This window comes from Allopusillimonas ginsengisoli, assembly GCF_004153455.1.
GTDB classification, from domain to species: domain Bacteria; phylum Pseudomonadota; class Gammaproteobacteria; order Burkholderiales; family Burkholderiaceae_B; genus Allopusillimonas; species Allopusillimonas ginsengisoli.
This window is the reverse complement of sequence record NZ_SDQE01000013.1, coordinates 37,032-54,882: the sequence shown is the minus strand read 5'-3', so window position 1 is coordinate 54,882 and position 17,851 is coordinate 37,032. Positions and strand designations below refer to the sequence as shown.

General features: G+C 59.0%; 16 protein-coding genes and 2 riboswitches. Of the genes, 7 read left to right on the top strand and 9 right to left on the bottom strand.

All coding sequences use genetic code 11. The annotated features are described in order from the left end of the window. Positions 1-40 precede the first annotated feature (40 nt). Positions 41-147, bottom strand: a riboswitch (TPP riboswitch). 82 nt (positions 148-229) lie between these two features. Continuing rightward, positions 230-331: riboswitch (TPP riboswitch) on the top strand. A 53-nt stretch (positions 332-384) separates the two neighbouring features. Both ERE07_RS18320 and ERE07_RS18315 read left to right on the top strand, forming a co-directional pair. Beyond that, positions 385-1,164, top strand: a complete 780-nt coding sequence (locus ERE07_RS18320; protein ID WP_130010497.1) for a 3-oxoacyl-ACP reductase — start codon at positions 385-387, stop codon at positions 1,162-1,164. 54 nt (positions 1,165-1,218) lie between these two features. After that, on the top strand, positions 1,219-2,508 hold the full coding sequence (locus ERE07_RS18315) for an LLM class flavin-dependent oxidoreductase (protein ID WP_130010551.1): 1,290 nt from the start codon (positions 1,219-1,221) through the stop codon (positions 2,506-2,508). Here the strand turns inward: ERE07_RS18315 and ERE07_RS18310 are convergent. The 3 genes from ERE07_RS18310 to ERE07_RS18300 form a co-directional block, all read right to left on the bottom strand. After that, on the bottom strand, positions 2,500-2,946 hold the full coding sequence (locus tag ERE07_RS18310; RefSeq protein WP_130010496.1) for a nucleoside deaminase: 447 nt from the start codon (positions 2,944-2,946) through the stop codon (positions 2,500-2,502). The genes ERE07_RS18315 and ERE07_RS18310 overlap by 9 nt on opposite strands. A gap of 69 nt (positions 2,947-3,015) precedes the next feature. After that, positions 3,016-4,257, bottom strand: a complete 1,242-nt coding sequence (gene codB, locus ERE07_RS18305; RefSeq protein ID WP_130010495.1) for a cytosine permease — start codon at positions 4,255-4,257, stop codon at positions 3,016-3,018. A gap of 99 nt (positions 4,258-4,356) precedes the next feature. Then, positions 4,357-5,754: an MATE family efflux transporter gene (locus ERE07_RS18300; RefSeq protein ID WP_130010494.1), complete on the bottom strand. Its 1,398-nt coding sequence runs from the start codon at positions 5,752-5,754 to the stop codon at positions 4,357-4,359. Between the two features lie 176 nt (positions 5,755-5,930). Between ERE07_RS18300 and ERE07_RS18295 the strand changes: the two genes are divergently transcribed. Then, on the top strand, positions 5,931-7,781 hold the full coding sequence (locus tag ERE07_RS18295) for a phosphoenolpyruvate carboxykinase (GTP) (RefSeq protein ID WP_130010493.1): 1,851 nt from the start codon (positions 5,931-5,933) through the stop codon (positions 7,779-7,781). Positions 7,782-7,891: 110 nt separating this feature from the next. Here ERE07_RS18295 and ERE07_RS18290 read toward each other — a convergent pair whose 3' ends face one another. Beyond that, a complete protein-coding gene (locus ERE07_RS18290) occupies positions 7,892-9,832 on the bottom strand; it encodes a PhoX family protein (protein WP_130010492.1) in 1,941 nt (646 codons plus the stop codon). Positions 9,833-9,999: 167 nt separating this feature from the next. On the opposite strand from ERE07_RS18290, the gene ERE07_RS18285 reads away from it, so the two are divergent. Beyond that, positions 10,000-10,500, top strand: a complete 501-nt coding sequence (locus ERE07_RS18285; protein ID WP_130010550.1) for a GNAT family N-acetyltransferase — start codon at positions 10,000-10,002, stop codon at positions 10,498-10,500. Here ERE07_RS18285 and ERE07_RS18280 read toward each other — a convergent pair. Beyond that, positions 10,437-11,945, bottom strand: a complete 1,509-nt coding sequence (locus ERE07_RS18280) for an amino acid permease (protein WP_130010491.1) — start codon at positions 11,943-11,945, stop codon at positions 10,437-10,439. The two genes, ERE07_RS18285 and ERE07_RS18280, sit on opposite strands and share 64 nt — an antisense overlap. A gap of 261 nt (positions 11,946-12,206) precedes the next feature. Between ERE07_RS18280 and ERE07_RS18275 the strand changes: the two genes are divergently transcribed. Continuing rightward, positions 12,207-12,908: an RNA polymerase sigma factor gene (locus ERE07_RS18275; RefSeq protein ID WP_130010490.1), complete on the top strand. Its 702-nt coding sequence runs from the start codon at positions 12,207-12,209 to the stop codon at positions 12,906-12,908. A gap of 89 nt (positions 12,909-12,997) precedes the next feature. Here ERE07_RS18275 and ERE07_RS18270 read toward each other — a convergent pair whose 3' ends face one another. The 4 genes from ERE07_RS18270 to ERE07_RS18255 all read right to left on the bottom strand — a co-directional run bounded on the left by ERE07_RS18270 (position 12,998) and on the right by ERE07_RS18255 (position 16,104). Continuing rightward, complete coding sequence (locus ERE07_RS18270; RefSeq protein ID WP_167670986.1) at positions 12,998-13,525, bottom strand: plastocyanin/azurin family copper-binding protein; 528 nt, start codon at positions 13,523-13,525, stop codon at positions 12,998-13,000. Then, positions 13,522-13,947: a DUF5602 domain-containing protein gene (locus ERE07_RS18265; RefSeq protein ID WP_245153775.1), complete on the bottom strand. Its 426-nt coding sequence runs from the start codon at positions 13,945-13,947 to the stop codon at positions 13,522-13,524. Before ERE07_RS18265 ends, ERE07_RS18270 begins: the two co-directional genes overlap by 4 nt. Before the next feature lie 89 nt (positions 13,948-14,036). After that, positions 14,037-14,627, bottom strand: coding sequence for a hypothetical protein (locus tag ERE07_RS18260; protein ID WP_167670985.1), 591 nt, complete (start codon positions 14,625-14,627; stop codon positions 14,037-14,039). A 415-nt stretch (positions 14,628-15,042) separates the two neighbouring features. After that, complete coding sequence (locus tag ERE07_RS18255; RefSeq protein WP_130010488.1) at positions 15,043-16,104, bottom strand: YeeE/YedE family protein; 1,062 nt, start codon at positions 16,102-16,104, stop codon at positions 15,043-15,045. A gap of 247 nt (positions 16,105-16,351) precedes the next feature. Between ERE07_RS18255 and ERE07_RS18250 the strand changes: the two genes are divergently transcribed. Together ERE07_RS18250 and ERE07_RS18245 are read left to right on the top strand one after the other, a co-directional pair. Then, positions 16,352-16,792 carry an NfeD family protein gene (locus ERE07_RS18250; protein WP_130010487.1) on the top strand — a complete coding sequence of 147 codons (441 nt, stop codon included), beginning with the start codon at positions 16,352-16,354 and terminating at the stop codon, positions 16,790-16,792. A gap of 60 nt (positions 16,793-16,852) precedes the next feature. Next, positions 16,853-17,773 carry an SPFH domain-containing protein gene (locus ERE07_RS18245; protein ID WP_425330996.1) on the top strand — a complete coding sequence of 307 codons (921 nt, stop codon included), beginning with the start codon at positions 16,853-16,855 and terminating at the stop codon, positions 17,771-17,773. Positions 17,774-17,851: the final 78 nt, after the last annotated feature.

Genomic DNA, 17,851 nt, shown 5'->3' with positions numbered 1-17,851 from the left:
GCCGGGGGATGCTTGGAAAAGGGAAAAGGCGGGATGCAAGGATGCAGATGGCTTTCTTCCCTTCGCCGGCATGACCCGGATCAGGTTCGAAGGGTTACCGCAGACGATGCGGAATCTCAGCCCGACAGGACTCCCCCAGAAACACAGACGCAAGCTTACGGGGCCCGCCATGGCTTTGTCAATCGCGCGGGGGAGGCTACCGTAAGTTGGCCCGGTATGGTAATGTGTGCGGCACGACACGGGGTGCCGGCGGCAACAACCGCAGGCTGAGATAAAACCCGTCGAACCTGCTCCAGCTAATACTGGCGAAGGGATGTCTGCCTGATGGCCGGCGGTAGCGCCGCAAAGGCATGCCTGAGCCTCCTATCCCCCAAAGGCATGTCCATGAAAGACCACCCCATACTCCCTCTTGATCAGCAGGTCGTGCTGGTGACCGGCGGCGCGCGCGGCCTGGGCGCCAGCCTGACGACGGCATTTTTGCGCGAGGGCGCGCGGGTGGTCATCAATTATTTGTCCAGCTCGCAACGCGCCCAGGAACTGGCAGCCAGCGCGCCGGGCAGAGCCATTGCGGTGCAGGCCGATGTAACCCGGCCGGACCAGGTGGCAGCCATGCTGGCGCAGGCCCAACAGGCGTTTGGCGCTCCCGTCACCACTGTAGTCAATAATGCATTGCCGGCATTTACCTTTAATGGCGATGCCCGACCGCACGCCGATACCCTTACGTGGGTCAACATGACACAGCAGCTCGAAGGCGTGGTATGCGGCGCTCTCAATACCATTCAGGCGGCCATGCCCGGCATGGAGCAGGGCGGTTTTGGCCGCATCATCAATGTGGGCACCAACCTGTTCCAGAACCCTGTTGTGCCTTATCACGACTATACCGCCGCCAAGGCCGCCTTGTTGTCGCTGACGCGCACGCTGTCCCACGATCTCGGGCCCAAGGGCATTACGGTAAACATGGTGTCTGGAGGCCTGCTGCGTACGACCGATGCCTCGGCCGCGACACCGGAAGAGGTCTTCGATCTCGTCGCCGCGGGTACGCCATTGCGTCGCGTCACCACGCCCGACGAATTCGCCGATGCCATCCTGTTTTTTGCGTCTCCCTGGTCGCGCTCGGTCACTGGCCAGAACCTGGTCGTGGACGGCGGTCTGGTCAAGAATTAAGGCTGCGTGATGGATACCTCTACCGGACTACACGCCGATGTCGGCGGACAGCGCATGCTGCATCTGAATTTATTCATCTTTGGCTGTGGACACCATCGCGCCGCATGGCGGCATCCGCATTCCAGCGTCGAAAGGCTCGGCGATATTGCTTATTATGAGGAGCTGGCGCGAGTAGCCGAGCGCGGCAAGCTGGATGCTGTTTTCTTTGCCGATGGCCATTCTTGCGACAATCTTGCGGACGGCCCCAGATGGTTTCTGGAACCCCTCACTGCCATGGCGGCCATGAGCCGAGCCACAGAACACATAGGGCTGATCAGCACGGTTTCCAGCACATTTTTCACGCCATTTCACGCGGCGCGCATGATGGCCTCGCTGGACCATATTTCGCATGGTCGCATGGGGTGGAATGTCGTCACCTCCATGTTTGATTCCGAGGCCCGCAACCACGGCTATGAAGCCATGCCTGACCATGCATGGCGTTATGGGCGGGCGGAAGAATTCATTGATGCAGCCTTGCGGTTGTGGGATTCGTGGCGCGACGATGCGTTGGTCGTTGATCGTGCGGGCGCCTACGTGGCGCCTGGCTCGGTCGCTGCCATCCATCACCGGGGCGAACACTTCCTGGTTGACGGGCCGTTGACTGTACCGCGGCCGCCACAAGGCCATCCCGTGCTGTTCCAGGCGGGTGCGTCCGAACAGGGCAGGGATCTTGCCGCACGCCGCGCCGAAGCCATTTATGCCGTCGCCTATGATTTGCAGGCGGCGCAGGAATACTATCGCGATGTCAAACGACGCGTGCGTGAGGCGGGGCGAAGCGATCCTGTGCCCATCATGCCGGGGCTGGTCACCTACGTTGCCTCGACGGAGGCCGAGGCACGTGCCAAGCAACGGGAGCTGGATGAGTTGCTGCCGTCGCAGGATGCGCTGCGCCAGTTGGGCATGTATGTGGGCCAGGATTGCACGGGCTGGGATCTGGACGGCCCGGTTCCAGCATTGCCGCCGCTCGAGGCATTCACCGGGCCCAAGGGGCGCTATGCCACGGTGCTGCGCATTATCGAGACCGAGCAGCCGACGGTGCGAGGCCTGCTCGGGCGCCTGGCAGCAGGGGGCGGGCATTGCACCATGGTGGGCACGCCCGAAGGCATCGCAGATGAGATGGCGCGCTGGCTGCAGCATGAAGGCGCCGATGGGTTCAACCTGATGCCGCCCGCGCTGCCGGGCGGCATAGCGGATTTTGTCGAGCAAGTCGTGCCGGTATTGCAGCAGCGTGGCCTGTTCCGCAAAGAATACACGTCGTCCACCTTGCGAGGGCACCTGGGGTTGACGCGGCCCGCCTCAGTCTGAGGTTTCCCCGATATCCTCGTTCCAGAGCTCGGGTTTGCTGGCAATGAAGTCGCGCATCATGGCGATGCAGGTTTCGTCTTGCAGGACCTCTACCTGGACGCCATTGGCCCGCAGCAGGTCTTCGCCGCCCATGAAGGTCTGGTTCTCGCCGACGATCACGCGGGGGATGCCATAAAGCAGAATGGCGCCCGTGCACATGGAACAAGGCGACAGCGTGGTGTAGAGCACCGACTCGCGGTATACCTGCGCAGGCTGCCGCCCTGCGTTTTCGAAAGCGTCCATCTCGCCGTGCAGGATGGCGCTGCCTTGCTGCACGCGGCGGTTATGGCCTCTGCCGATGATGCGTCCGTTGTGCACGATGACCGATCCAATGGGGATGCCTCCTTCGTTCAGGCCGGCTTGTGCTTCGTCCAGCGCGGCTTGCATGAATGCGTCCATCAGAGTCTCCTGGTTTGTGAGTGAAATGTATGGGTTGCGGCTGTGTTCGGTGGCAGGGCCGCCGCGGCGTTATTCGCCGCTGATGGCAGCGGGTGTTTTCGCGGCGCGCAAACGGTTAATCAGCACGTAGGCGAAAAATCCCCCCAGTACAGCATTGAGCGGCACGACGCCGGGGATCCAGTGGCCACACGCAATGCCACAGGCCACTGCAGCGATGGCGGCCCAGTTGATGTGGATGAAATCCATGGCGGGAAAGCGATTGTATCGGTCACGTCGCGTGAGGTAGTCCGCGATAATGACGCCTCCCACGGGAGGGATGGCCGCCGAAAGAAAGATGAGCCACCCCACAAAATGGTTGTACAGCCACAGGGAGCTCAGCGTGCCGATTGCGCCATTGATCATCGAGAGTGTTCGGCTGGGAAGCCCTGTAATGTTGGAGAAACCCAGGCCGGATGCGTACAGGGCATTGTCGTTCGTTGTCCAGATATTCAGGCCGAGCACGACGATAGCCGGGATGAGCAGCCCTTGCGCAATCATGACATCGCTGATGTCTGCCTGGCCCACAGCGGCCGCGCCGGCTGCGCCGAACACAAACATCAAGGAGTTGCCCAGAAAGAAGGCTACCATGCTGATCAGCACGGCCAGGCGGGCACTGCGACCGAACCGTACAAAATCCGCAGTGAGCGTGCCCGCACTGATGAAAGAGCCAACGACAAGTGCGACCGCACTGGCGAAGGGCAGGGGATCGGCGGGAACCAATTGCCGCAGGGCGGATATTCCACCGGCGTCTCCGACGGCCAGCCAGACAGAATAGCTGCCCAGGCCTATGATCGCGGGGACGGCCACCGCAGACAGCAGCGTCAGGCCGGCAATGCCAAAATACACAGTGATGGTCATCAAAAAGCCCGAGACAGCAATCAGCACATTGGTGTCCCATCCTGTTGCCTTGGCGACAGGAATGGCGAACATGGCCACACCCACGCCAAACCATCCCACCTGCGTCCCGCCCAACAAAGCGGATGGAAGCCAGGAACCCTTGACGCCAAAGGAATAGCGGGCAAGCAAATGGGTGGATAAGCCGGTTCGTGCGCCGATATAGCCCAGGGCGGAGGTATATAGGCCCAGCATCAGATTGCCCGCCAGTACGGCGAGAAAGAAATCATTGAAGCCCAGGCCAGTGCCCAACGCGCCGCCGGTCCACATGCTGGCCGAGAAAAATGTCAGGCCAAGCATGACAGCACTGAGCGCCAATGCGCTCTTGCGGGCGGAGGCGGGCACGGGCTGCTGGCTGTAATTGGCGTCTTCTTGCATATGCGGAATCCGTAGCGAAGGACAAGCCTGGCATTATAGGGTGCCGCGCGTGGATGACTGAGGAGGTATCGCCGCCGCCGATACGGCGCAAAGCCGGCGTCAGGCTATTCCAGCCTGGCCCGCGCCGTTGAGCAGCCCCAGGCGCTCTCTTCTTGCCCAGCGTTGCATCATCAGCACGGCCACTACCGACAGGCCAATCGCCAGGCCGCTCCAGATGCCCACGCTGCGCCAGTCGGCCCAGAAAGCCAGCGCCGCGCCGCTGGGTAGCCCAACACCCCAATATCCCAGCCCAGCGTAGAGCATGGGTATGCGTGTGTCGTGCAGGCCCCGCAGCATGCCTGCGCCCAGCACCTGGCCACCGTCAACGAGCTGAAAGATGGCGGCTACGGCCAATAGCGATACGGCAATCGAAATGACCTGTGCGTTGACCGGATCGTGCAGGTTCAGGAAGGCGGCAATCAGTGTGTGCGGTATGGTGATCATGGCGATGGCGGCAAGACCCATTGCGGCCATTCCCAGCGCGAACGCCATCCAGCCGGCCCGGGTGACTTCGTCCGTCTTGCCTGCGCCATAGGCGTGGCCGACGCGCACCGTTGCTGCCTGTGCGATTCCGTAGGGCACCATGAAGCTCAGGCTGGCGATCTGGATCGCAATGGCATGGGCCGCCAGATCGGCAGAGCCGAGCCAGCCGATCAGGAACGCTGCCGCGTTGAAAATCGTGACTTCGAATGCCGTCGCGATGGCAATCGGGATGCCGAGTATCCACAAGGCCTTGAATCGTGGCCAGTCGGCACGCCACCAATTTTGAAATAGTTGGTAACGCCTGAAGCCAGGGTCCAGCAAGATAACGGCAACCATGGCCATGAACAGGAACAGGCTGGCCAGTGCGCTGGCGATGCCTGCTCCAATCAGCCCCAGCGCGGGAAATCCAAGGTTGCCGAAAATCAGCACCCAATTGGCCAGCACATTGAACGCAATAGCCCCCAGGGCGGCGATAAGCGCCGCCCTGGGGCGCTGCAAAGCCGCCACAAATGACCGGAGCACGAGATAGCCAAGAAAGCCAGGCATGGCCCAGAGCAGGGCTCGCAGGTACTCGGCCGCCATGGCCGCCAGTTGCGGCGGTTGCCGCAGAAAAAGCAAGATGGCCTCGCCATGCCACAGTGCCAGACACCCTGGAATCGATATGGCTACCGCGCTCCAGAAACCCTGACGTACCGTGCGCTGCACATCCAGCCGGGAGTCTGGACGCGCGCCCAACTCGCGGGCCACCATGGGCGCCGTGGCGGTGACCAGGCCAAGTGCGAACAGTGCGATGGCGGTATACAGATTGGCGCCCAGCGCGCTGGCGGCCAGTGCCTCAGGGCCCAGGCGGCCGATGAAGATGACGTCTGTGGTGGTCATTGCCATCTGAGCCAGATTGGTAAGCACCAGGGGCAGACTAAGTGCGAATGTGGCAAAGAGTTCGCGCTTCCAGGCGGCGCGCAGGCTCGGCGACATAAAAATTCCTTGTTGACGAACCCGTGATGATACGCGTTGAAGCACTTGGTACAACGTTTTTTTTATCCTGCCGTTATGATGGGAAAGGCAGAATTGCTGTGTCTGCGCTGGCCAGGGCCAGGAACGTCCTTTCAGGGCGGAACTTCGTCAATAAAATTTATGGATAGGGAGGCACAATGGACCGTCAGGACGGCGCTACCGCCGCAGCGCAGGCAGTTCCGGCATATGTCCGGCACAAAAAGCTGACAGACTGGGTAAATAGCATGGCGCAGCTGTTGCAGCCAGATGCAGTCGTGTGGTGCGATGGTTCGCAGGCAGAGTACGACAGGCTGTGCGAGCAAATGGTGGCTGCTGGAACGCTTCAGCGACTCAATCCCGAGAAGCGCCCCAACTCTTATCTTGCGTGGTCGGATCCTTCCGATGTGGCACGGGTCGAAGATCGTACATTTATCTGCTCCGAGTACAAAGAAGACGCCGGCCCGACCAACAACTGGGCTGATCCGCAGGAAATGCGCCGTACGCTCGAAGGCCTCTTCCAGGGCGCGATGCGCGGCCGTACCCTTTACGTGGTGCCGTTTTCCATGGGGCCGCTGGGTTCGCCTATCTCGCATATTGGTATCGAACTGACTGACAGTCCGTATGTGGTCGTCAATATGCGCATCATGACGCGAATGGGCAGCAAGGTGTATGACATGCTTGGCGAAGATGGCGCCTTTGTCCCCTGCGTGCATTCTGTCGGCAAGCCGCTGGCGCCAGGCGAGGCCGATGTTGCCTGGCCGTGTAACGACACCAAATACATTGTGCATTATCCAGAGTCGCGCGAAATCTGGAGCTTCGGCTCCGGCTATGGCGGCAATGCGCTGCTGGGCAAGAAGTGCTTTGCGCTGCGGATCGCTTCTACGATGGGCCGTGACGAAGGCTGGCTGGCCGAGCATATGCTCATCCTGGGAGTGACCTCGCCCGAGGGCCGCAAGCGCCATGTGGCGGCGGCTTTTCCGTCGGCCTGTGGCAAGACCAATTTTGCCATGCTGATTCCGCCTTCTGGGCTGGCAGGCTGGAACGTCACCACGATAGGCGACGATATCGCCTGGATCAAGCCGGGCAAGGATGGCCGCCTGCATGCTATCAACCCCGAGGCAGGCTATTTTGGCGTGGCGCCCGGCACCAGCGAGCAGACGAACTTTAACGCCATGGCGACGCTCAGAGCCAATGTGATCTTTACCAACGTGGCGCTGACAGATGACGGGGATGTCTGGTGGGAAGGCATGACGCAAACCCCGCCGGATCATCTTGTTGACTGGCAAGGGCAGGATTGGACGCCTGCGATTGCGGCGCAAACGGGCCGCAAGGCCGCTCACCCCAACGCCCGCTTCACGGCGCCAGCCTCGCAATGCCCTTCCATCGATCCGGAATGGGAAAATCCCGATGGGGTCGTGATTGATGCCTTTATTTTTGGGGGGCGCCGCTCCGATACCGTGCCGCTGGTCACCGAGGCGCGCAACTGGGCTGAAGGCGTCTATATGGCGGCGACGATGGGATCCGAAACCACCGCCGCCGCCGCGGGCAAGCAGGGCGTCGTGCGTCGGGATCCTTTCGCCATGCTGCCGTTTTGCGGCTACAACATGGGTGATTATTTTTCACATTGGCTCAGGCTGGGCGAAACGCTGCAGGCGTCGGGCGCCACCTTGCCGCGCATCTATTGCGTGAACTGGTTCCGAAAGGGCCCGGACGGAAAATTCGTGTGGCCGGGATTCGGCGACAATATGCGTGTACTCAAATGGATGCTGGCACGCCTGGAGGGCCAGGCAGGAGGGGAAAACCATGTCTTCGGTATTTCGCCCCGCTACGAAGACCTGGATTGGGAAGGCATGGCCTTTGATCCGGAACGTTTCGAGCAGGTGATGGCCTCGGACACCCGGGCCTGGCGAGAAGAGCTGACCTTGCACGAAGAGCTGTTCACGCGACTGCAGGGCCGGCTGCCGCAGGAGTTGCCGCGCATTCGCAGCGACTGGGCCGGTAGCCTGTAGCCTGTAGCTGGTTAGGCGGGTGGCGCCGCCGCCGCGCCCCCCCGCTTATCTATCGGTACCGCAGCCTGACACTGCGTGCTATCGCTGCAGGGTCAGGGCGGACCACAGTCTCAGGTTCCGATTACCCCGCCGTCATCCTTGGTGATGATCAGCGTGGCCGAACGGGGGATCGCGCTGCCGCCGTCGGGCCAGTGACTGTCGCCTTCTTCACCGGGATGCTGGATGTTGATGAACATTGTCCTGCTGTCGGGCGTAAACGTGATGCCCGTCACCTCGCACTCTTTGGGGCCGACCAGAAAGCGGCGGATTTCCTTGCTGACGGGGTCGGCGCATAGCATTTGGTTATTGCCTTGGCCTTCGTACTCGCCCGAGTTGCTGTACTTGCCGTCTGTTTGAATCCACAGTCTTCCGTCTTTGTCGAAGGCCAGCCCATCAGGGCTGTTGAACATGTTTTCAGTGGTGATGTTCTCCGAACCTGATTTCGGATTCTTGCGGTCCGCATACTTGAGCGGATTCCCGGCCAGCACGAACAAATCCCATTCGAATGACAGGGCGGCGGCATCGCCGCCCGTTTCACGCCAGCGTATGATTTGGCCGTATAGATTGGCCTGGCGCGGATTGGCGGCATTGGTCTGCTGTCGGCCGCTGTTGTTGGTGAGCGTGACATACACCTCGCCGTTGTCGGGATGCGTACTGATCCACTCTGGCCGATCCATCTTGGTTGCACCGAGCGCGTCCGCAGCCAGGCGGGTATGGATCAATACCTCGGCCTGGCTGGCAAACCGGTTGTCCGCCTTGAGGATAGGGTTGGCTTCCTTGTCCAGCAGCAGCCACTCCCCTTTGCCCATGAAGTCGCCAGTTGTATCGCCGTCGTCGAAACGCGCCACGTATAGCTTGCCGGCGTCTAGCAGATCCGGGTTGTAGCCATCGGCGCGATAAGCGCTTTCGGAGACAAACTTGTAGATGTATTCGTCGGCCTGATCATCGCCCATATACACCACAACTCGCTGATCGGCTGCCAGCGTGCACGCTGCATTTTCGTGCTTGATCCGGCCCAGCGCGGTGCGTTTGCGCGGCACGGCGGTGGGATCAAAAGGATCTATCTCCACAATCCAGCCAAAGCGATGCGATTCATTCGGTTCACGCGCGTAGTCAAATCGCTCGGCATAGTCCTCCCAGCGGTATTCTGTCGCGCCCGCCGACAAGCCGTATCGTTTCTGTGCGGTGTTGCGTGTATCGGTGCCTGATAGCGTGCCGAAGTAGTTATTGAAGTTCTCTTCACATGCCAGATAGGTATTCCACGGCGTCCACCCATTGCCGCAGTTGTTGAAAGTGCCGAGCACCCGGGTGCCACTGACATCCGCGCGGGTCTTGAGCAGCATGTGACCGGCAGCCGGTCCGGTCAGCATCATTTCTGTGGATGCTGTGATGCGACGGTTGTAGGGTGAGGTTTTATTCATCTCCCACTTGCCGCCTTTGCGCACAACATGCATGACGGATACGCCGTGGGCGTTCATAGCCTTGGCCACCTTGGCCGCACTCCACGGCTCGGTGCCGTCTGCACCAAAGAGCCAGGTGTAACCCTTGTCGCCTACGGTGGTGTATTCATGATTGATAACCAGCAAGCCTTCTTCGCTGCTGCCCTCCAACGCAAAGAAGTGAATGCCGTCGTGGTTGTCGCCCACTTGCTTTGCCTGGGCGGCCGCATCGTCGCTGGCGTCCGTCTTCCAGTCGCCCGTTTCCGCAAACAGGGGCGTGCCCCAGGGAGCAAAAACGGTTGCGGTATATCCACGTGCGATGCTGACGGCATCGCTGGTGCTTGTCGGAATCGCTTCAAATCCCAGCAGCGTGCCGACGTTTTCCGACTGGGCTTTGCTGCGGTGTCCACAGGCTGCCAGCGGGCCAGCCAGAAAGAGGGCCGCAGACAGTCCTGCGCCACGCTTCAGGAAACCACGTCGGCTCCATGCGCGCTGAACGACGGTCTGGAAATGTTCATTGGCGGAATCGTTGGTCGGAATGTCTTCGCTGTCTGGCGAACGGGGTTTGAACATGTCGATACTCGGACGTTACAGAAAGAACGCAGTATCGGAGAGGCATGTTGCAAGGATATTAAGCAGCGTGTTTTGAGGAATGAAAGGCATTGCCCGAACTCAAACTGGACGAATACCTTGTCGCCGTTAAAATTCCAGAGTCCAGACTCATTATTCTGTTTTTCATCATGCCAAGTATTTGTATCCGTCCCGCACAGCGCAGCGACGCGCCAGCCATCCATCAGTTCATTGTTGAGCTGGCCATTTACGAAAAAGCCGCCCACGAGGTCGAGTCGTCAGTCGCCGATATCGAGCGCAGCCTGTTCGATCAGCCCATGTCTTCTGCTGCGCTGATGTGCGAAGTGGATGGCCAGATCGCTGGCTTTGCGGTTTACTTCGCCAACTACTCTACCTGGCTCGGTCATCACGGCATTTACCTTGAGGATCTTTACGTATCGCCAGTGTTTCGTGGGCTGGGTGCGGGCCGGGCCTTGTTGCACGAAGTGGCAAAGATTGCCGTATCGCAGGGTTGCCGTCGCATGGAATGGAGCGTGCTCAACTGGAATACGCCCGCCATTCGCGTGTACGACGCGATCGGCGGCGTGCCGCAGTCCGAATGGACACGCTATCGGTTGGCGGGCGATGCATTGCTGGCGTTTGCCGAGTCAGGAAAGACCATCTCTGTATAAGCCACGATGCGGCTTTTTCTGGCCAGGCGATAGCCCAGCCAGATCAGCAGAAACAGGGGCAGCCCGATATATGTGGCAATCACCCCATTCCAGTCTATGGCGTCCTGAAGAAACGCCTGATAGTTTTGCCCCAGGGTAATGATCAGGCACAACACAAAAGCGAATATCGGGCCAAAGGGAAACAGCCGCGACAAATAGGGTAGCTCGGACAGGCTGCGACCCTGGGCCACATAGCCGCGCCGAAATCGATAATGACTGATGGCTATCCCCAGCCAGGCAATGAAGCCCGTCATGCCCGAGGTGTTCAACAGCCATATGTAGACTGAGGTTGGGCTAAAGACAGACGTCAGAAAGCACAGGGCGGCAACAACCGTGGTGGCGATCAGTGCATAGCGGGGCACGCCGTTACGCGAAAGCCGCGCAAAGATTCTTGGCGCTTTGCCTTCGCGCGCAAGATTGAACAGCATGCGGGTTGAGGCGTACATTCCCGAGTTGCCGGCGGACAGCACTGATGTCAATACCACGGCATTCATCACCGCCGCGGCCGAGAGCAGGCCTGCTCTTTCGAACACCAGCGTGAAGGGGCTGACGCTGATATCCGTGACGTCGTTGCGCAGCAATTGCGGGTCTGTGTAGGGAACCAGCAGACCGATGATGAGGATGGCAAAAATATAGAAGAGCAGAATGCGCCAGAATATTTGCCGAATGGCACGCGGGATATTGCGCGCGGGATTTTCGGATTCGCCTGCGGCAATCCCGATCAGTTCTGTGCCCTGGAATGAAAACCCCACAATCATGGCGACGCCTATCATGGCGGCAAATCCGCCGGGGAAAGGCGCATCGCCTGTTGTCCAATTCTCCAGGCCACCCTGTTCGCCGCCCTGGAGTATGCCGACTATCATCAGAAGACCCGTGCCGATAAAAACCAGCACAGTGATCACCTTGATGGCTGCGAACCAGTATTCGGCTTCGCCAAAACCTTTTACAGATATGGAGTTCAGCAGAAACATCAGAAGCAGGAACAGCGCGCTCCAGACCAGCCCTGGCACGCCCGGCAGCCAGTACGTCATGACCAACTGCGCAGCGACCAGGTCAACCGCAATGGTAACGGCCCAGTTATACCAATAGTTCCAGCCCAGCGCGAAACCAAAGCCTTCGTCGACATAACGCGCGCCGTAGGTCGCGAAGGAGCCCGATACTGGCATGTAGGCGGCGAGTTCTCCGAGACTGGTCATCAAGAAGTACACCATCAGGCCAATCAGCATATAGGACAGCAGCGCACCGCCAGGCCCAGCCTGGGAAATGGTGGCGCCCGAGGCGACGAACAGGCCGGTGCCGATGGAACCGCCGATCGCAATCATGGAAAGATGGCGCGCTTTGAGCTCGCGCCGCAGCTCTTGCGGCTTGGCCGCGGTGGGTCTGGGAGCGTTGTGGCTTGTTGTCATGAAGGTGTTCTATTTGAATATCGGCAGTAATGTAACCTGTCCGGCGCGGTATTTTTAAATCACAAATGACATATTTGAGTCCTGTGACGAGTCTGAGGCAGGTTGGCATGGAAAAGCATCCGCGAGCGGTCTATGCTGGGTGCCGTGTGTCGATTGTTTTTGAGACGATGGGAACGGATCGGACGGTGGCTTCGTCTAATAGCGTTGTTCCTGGTGGAATCAACGCTACACTGTACGAACGAAGACGAACAAGAGAGCGTCATGGATATATCTATTGCAGAGCAAGCGCCCGGCTCTGGTGATCAGGCGCTCGTCGCTGGTGTCGCGGCAGGCGATCCCAGCGCATTCGAGGCCATGATGAGGCGGTACAACAGTCGCCTGTACCGCGTTGCCCGCAGCATCCTGAAAGATGACGCAGAAGCGGAAGATGCCCTGCAGGAGGCTTACTGGAAGGCCTATCAGAAGATGGGGAGCTTTCGGGAGGATGCCCAGCTTTCGACTTGGCTCACGCGCATTGTCATCAATCAATCGATTGCAAAGCTGCGCAGCAACAAGCGTCGCACCATGTTCATAGCTTCGGCAGAAGACTTGTCTACAGACAGGAAGGTTGTCCATATGGAAACGACTACCCATGCAGACACACGTCCGGATTCCATCGCGTGGCGCGCCGAAATCCGGACATTGATCGAACATAAGCTGGACAAGTTGCCAGACCAGTACCGTACGGTTTTCATATTGCGTGCGGTTGAAGAGATGCCTGCTATTGAGGTTGCGGCCGTGCTGGATATTCCGGAAGCAACTGTGCGCAGTCGATTCTTCAGGGCACGCCAGATGATGCGCGATTCGTTGGCCAACGAGATCGATGTCCACGCCAGAGAAGCGTTTTCCTTTGCAGGCCATCGCTGCGATCGCATCGTGGCGACCGTTCTCGCTCGGCTTGAGCGCGAGGCGCTCAAGCGCTAGGTCAGTGATCGCCGCGTGCGGTGCCAGTAGAAGGCATCACCACAAGGCAGCGCTTGCGGGCGCCGCGTAAAAGTGCGTTGCAGCTTGCTTTAATCAACAATGCCTTGCTTCATGATCAGTTCCACGGAAGGGAAAGCCTGTAGCGCCACTGCCGGGAGGCCGTTTTGGGCGTCCTCCCTGGTCTGCCACCCCCGGGGTTCCGGCTGGCCAACAATAATGCGTCCTACCATGCCTGCATGCTCATGGGGCAGGCAGTAATAGTCGTAGATTCCGGGGGTGGTCAATATGACCGAAAAGGACTCGCCGGGTAGCAGAAATCCTGAGTCCCAGGGTTGAGCGTGATCCGGAATGCGTTGCGCCTTGCCAAACAGCGATGGGTGATACGCAGTTGCCGTATGTGAGTTGCCGGGGTCCTGGTTAATCCAGCGCACTGTCTGACCTGGCTGAATAAGCAGGCCCTTGGGGCGAAACCAGACACGGGCGCCGCCGGGCGTGCCCTTCATGACAATGTCAATGACGTCTGCGGCCCGGCTGGGCCGCACCCACGGTATGCTGGTCAGGCCTGCTCCCAGCACGCAGCCGCTACGCAAAAGAAAACGGCGCCGTTGCGTGTTCATTTCGCGACACGTGCTTCATCGGCGGCTGAAACATGCCAGAGCACGATATGAATATGTGGCTCGGCGACCCCCGGATGCCCCGCGTTGTACATGATGTCGACATGATCAACCTTGCCGCCCGGAGACAGCAGGTTATCGATATGCATGTCAGGCTTCATCTGAGCCAGAGGAATCATGTAGATAGTGCTGACAAGCTTGCCATCATGGTCGAAAGCCAGGAAGGGACCCGCTGGAAGCGTGGTGGGGTCGACGTATAACTGGCCCATGCCAGGAATGAAATCCGGTAATTTCACCAGTGAGCTAACGGCTTGATAGGGTGCGGGTGGTGGCGCTGTGACGGCGGGCTCGGAACTGTGCGCCCAGCCGGGGTTGGCACCCAGCAGGAGGGCAGCTGCAATCAAGGGCATGAATACTCTTTTCACGTGACGATCTCCGTAAGTGATCGATGCCGCCACAATGGCGGGCATCGAGTCATTAGATGAGACGTATCGTGCTGGCGTTCCGCCTGACGCTAGGGTTGGCTTCGGTAATAGTGTCGAAGCCTGCTGCGCCATCGCGTGCAGCGATGAAACGCTTTACTCAATCGGTAACAGGTTTGCAGACGTAGCTGTTCTTTGGGCGTGAGTAGATGCGGCGCATGGTTGTCGATCAGCCGCAAAAGATGAAACTGCGTCACCTTGCGGGCCACCCACCAGATTGGGCTAAAACGCCAGTGTTGCAATGTACATCGTTCAAAATCCACCACACCGGCGGTGCCATCGGGTCGCACGATGACGTCCCGCGCAGGCAGAGAATGCCGAGCCACTCCGCAACGCAGCATGTTCTCCACGACAACGCGCAAATTGGTGAAAAGCTTGTCTGGCGCTGCCGGGTTTTCCGGGAGCGGCGTGCCGGGAATAAGGTCTATTGCCAGCCAGCGTTCGGCCGGTGAATAAGCGAGCAGGGCTGGAACGCCATCGATGCCGGAAAGTCGTCGCAGCGCCTTGATTTCCCGCGAAAACCTGAGGTCTTTGCGATGGCCTTGTGTAAAGTTCTTCACGACCCGATCCTTGTTTATCTGGACGTGGTTTTTTTTAATGGCATCAACATCTGCGACGCGCATGGGGATTTCCTGTCTAAGTCGACAGATCAGCGGGCATTTCGTGGTCGTTGTTTCAGCGCCTTGGCGTCGCCCCAAACGCATGCGTGGCATTTGCATGCAAGAATTTGCAAATAATAATGCCGCATAAAGCGGCGTTGCCATGGAGAGAGGGCGGAAGCGGATCTGCTCGGTTTGTTTAGCAATGTCTATCGCTAAGTGTATCCAGCTAATCGTTGATGCAACATTACGGTTTGGCAACCTTCTGGCACTCATCCGATCAGCCTAGGCGGATTGGCTAAATCAACGTACCCTTGCCGAGTTCGTATTGATTTTCAGTTGTCGTTAAATAGCGCTGGATTTGACGGCATGATCTGCTGCGAGGCTGCATCAAGCGTATGGGCTGCCGCCGCTGGTTTGCGTGCGATGCCCCTGGTGTTCAGGCGCCATGATGCAGATCTCGGGGCCCCGTGACTGCCGGCCCGGCGGTACTCGAAGCGGCCATACGCATCCATGCCAATCGTGCGCCTGCGACAATCGAAAGGGCGGCAATCATGGAACTGTAGGCCAGGGTGGACATGCCCGTGAGCCCCTGCCCAATCGAGCAGCCTGTAGCCAGTGAGCCGCCAACGCCCATCAATACCGCGCCGAAAATATACCTGGACATCTGGCGGGGCGAGTCGAATCCTTCGAGGCGGCACTTGCCGCGTAACGCAGCAGCGATAAATGAACCGGCCACCGTGCCCAATACCACCACCACTCCAAAGCGCAGCGTCATGCCGGTGGCAATCATCGAATATTGGATGGTTTCGCCGATAGGGGCGACAAAAGTCAGCGATGCGACAGGCGTGGGTTCGAACTCGTCGGCGCCCAGCCATCCTGTGATAAGCCATCCCGCAACCACCAGCAGGCCCATCGTGGCGCCGCCGGTCAGATCCAGCCCGCGCGTTCCGGATGCGCGCGGCCGCAAAGCGAAGACCAGCAGCCCAGCCACGGCCAACCACACTGTCAGGGCGCGCAGCGTGTCTGCACGCACGGTCACTGACGCTGGCGTTAACGTGGTGACCGCCGAGATCAGCATCCGCAGCGGCGCGCCAACGCCTGTCAACGTTATGTAGGCCGAAATCCCGATACAGAGGAGCACGACGAAAGATCTGAGATTGCCCTGGCCCAGCAGGACTACCGCGCGGGCCCCGCAACCATTTGTCAGGCACATGCCATAACCGAACATCAACCCGCCGAATGGCAGCAGCAGCCACGAAAAGGAAGGCATCATGTACAGTGACTGGCCAATGTCCACGAGGCCCATCGATGCCACGATGTGGGTGCCGCCCAGGGCAACCGCCAAAGCCACGGCAAAGCCATGCAGCTTATAACCATGACGGCCAGACCAGTATTCTTTCAGGCCGCGCTGCAGACAGAATCCACTTATCTGGCCGCAGGCGCCAAAAGCCAAGCCCAAAGCCAAGCCAGCCCAGAGGACAAGTTCAAGTTGTGACATACGTAAGGCAAATGAATTGAGCGCACATACCCCATGTTTTGCGCATTATTGCGTTGTAACATGCTTAACTACGCGCCACACGGGTTGGTCGGGGCGGCTTGAATCGTGTTACGCGATCGGCGTGGTACTGGCATGCACACAGCAAGGTTCTGATGAGACGCGGAGCGAAATTTGCGTATATCAGCGATTAGTTATCTTACAAACACCTTAACGTGTCAAAATAGAAACAATTTATAAGGAATACGGCATGTGGGTTTGGTTTGGCATGGCCGCACTGTTTCTCCTGTTGGAGATGACGACGGGCACCTTTTATTTGCTGCTGATTGCCCTGGGCCTGACGGCCTCCGGCATGGCGGCCTATGCGGGCCTGTCTCTGGTGTGGCAAATCATTAGTGGTCTGATCATCTCGCTGATCGGACTGGCAGCCGTGCATCGTTACCGTCGGTCCAAAGGCCATCTGGCTACTCACTCTGACCCCAATGTGGTGCAAGACATAGGCCAGCACATCACCGTGAGCGCTTGGGACGAAAACGGCCAAGCCACGGTGTTTTATCGGGGAGCCAACTGGAGCGCCCGCATCGATGACGGCCAGCCCGCACAGCCTGGCGAACATTATATTCAAGCAGTGCAAGGCCTGACGCTGGTATTGCGTCCTGGCCGGTATCCCGCCCCGGATACTCAACATTAGGCGTTTGGGCTCCCAAACGTCTTCATCTTTTTTATGGAGTCCCTTATGGACGCTTATGTAATGACGCTCGCCTTCTGGATCATTGCGGCGCTGGTCGTGGTTGTGGTAATCAAATCCACGATTCAGATTGTGCCGCAGCAGCACGCTTTTGTGGTTGAGCGTTTGGGTAAATACGACAGGACGCTGTCGCCCGGGTTAGGGTTTACTGTTCCTTTTCTGGAAAAAGTAGCCTACCGCCATTCGCTTAAAGAAATGGTGCTGGATGTCGCCAGTCAGGTTTGCATTACCAAAGACAACACCCAGTTGAAGGTCGATGGAGTGCTTTATTATCAGGTCACTGATCCACGGCAAGCCTCCTATGGTTCCACCAATTTTGTGCTGGCAATTTCCAATCTGGCCCAGACCTCGCTGCGCTCGGTGATCGGTAAGCTGGAAATGGATGAAACCTTCGAGAAACGCGACCTGATCAACCTGGCTGTGGTCAAAGCGCTGGACGAAGCAGCCACCAATTGGGGCGTCAAGGTGCTGCGCTACGAGATCAGCGATTTGACACCTCCAGAAGAAATTCTGCGCGCCATGCAGTTGCAAATTACCGCCGAACGCACCAAACGGGCGCTGGTGACCGAATCCGAAGGTAAAAAGCAGGAAGACATCAATATTGCCCAGGGTAATCGCCAGGCTGCCATCCTCAAGTCTGAGGGCGAGCAGCAATCGATGATCAATTACGCTCAGGGCGAAGCTCAGGCGTTGCTGACCATCGCGCAGGCCACTGCCGAGTCGCTGGAACGGGTCGCGCGGGCAACCCAGACGCCTGGCGGCATGGACGCAGTGAACCTGAGCGTGGCCGAACGTTATGTGGACGCGTTCAAGGAAGTAGCCCAGAAGAACAATACCTTGATACTGCCCGCCAACATGGGTGATATGGGCAGCATGATCGCCGCGGCGATGACCGTGGTCAAGGCTGCGAAGCCTGCGGGCTAGAGGCGGCTGGCCTGGGCGGCAGCCCCGATGCACGTTGATCTGTGCGGATCCATCAAAACAAAACGCCCGACTGAGAAC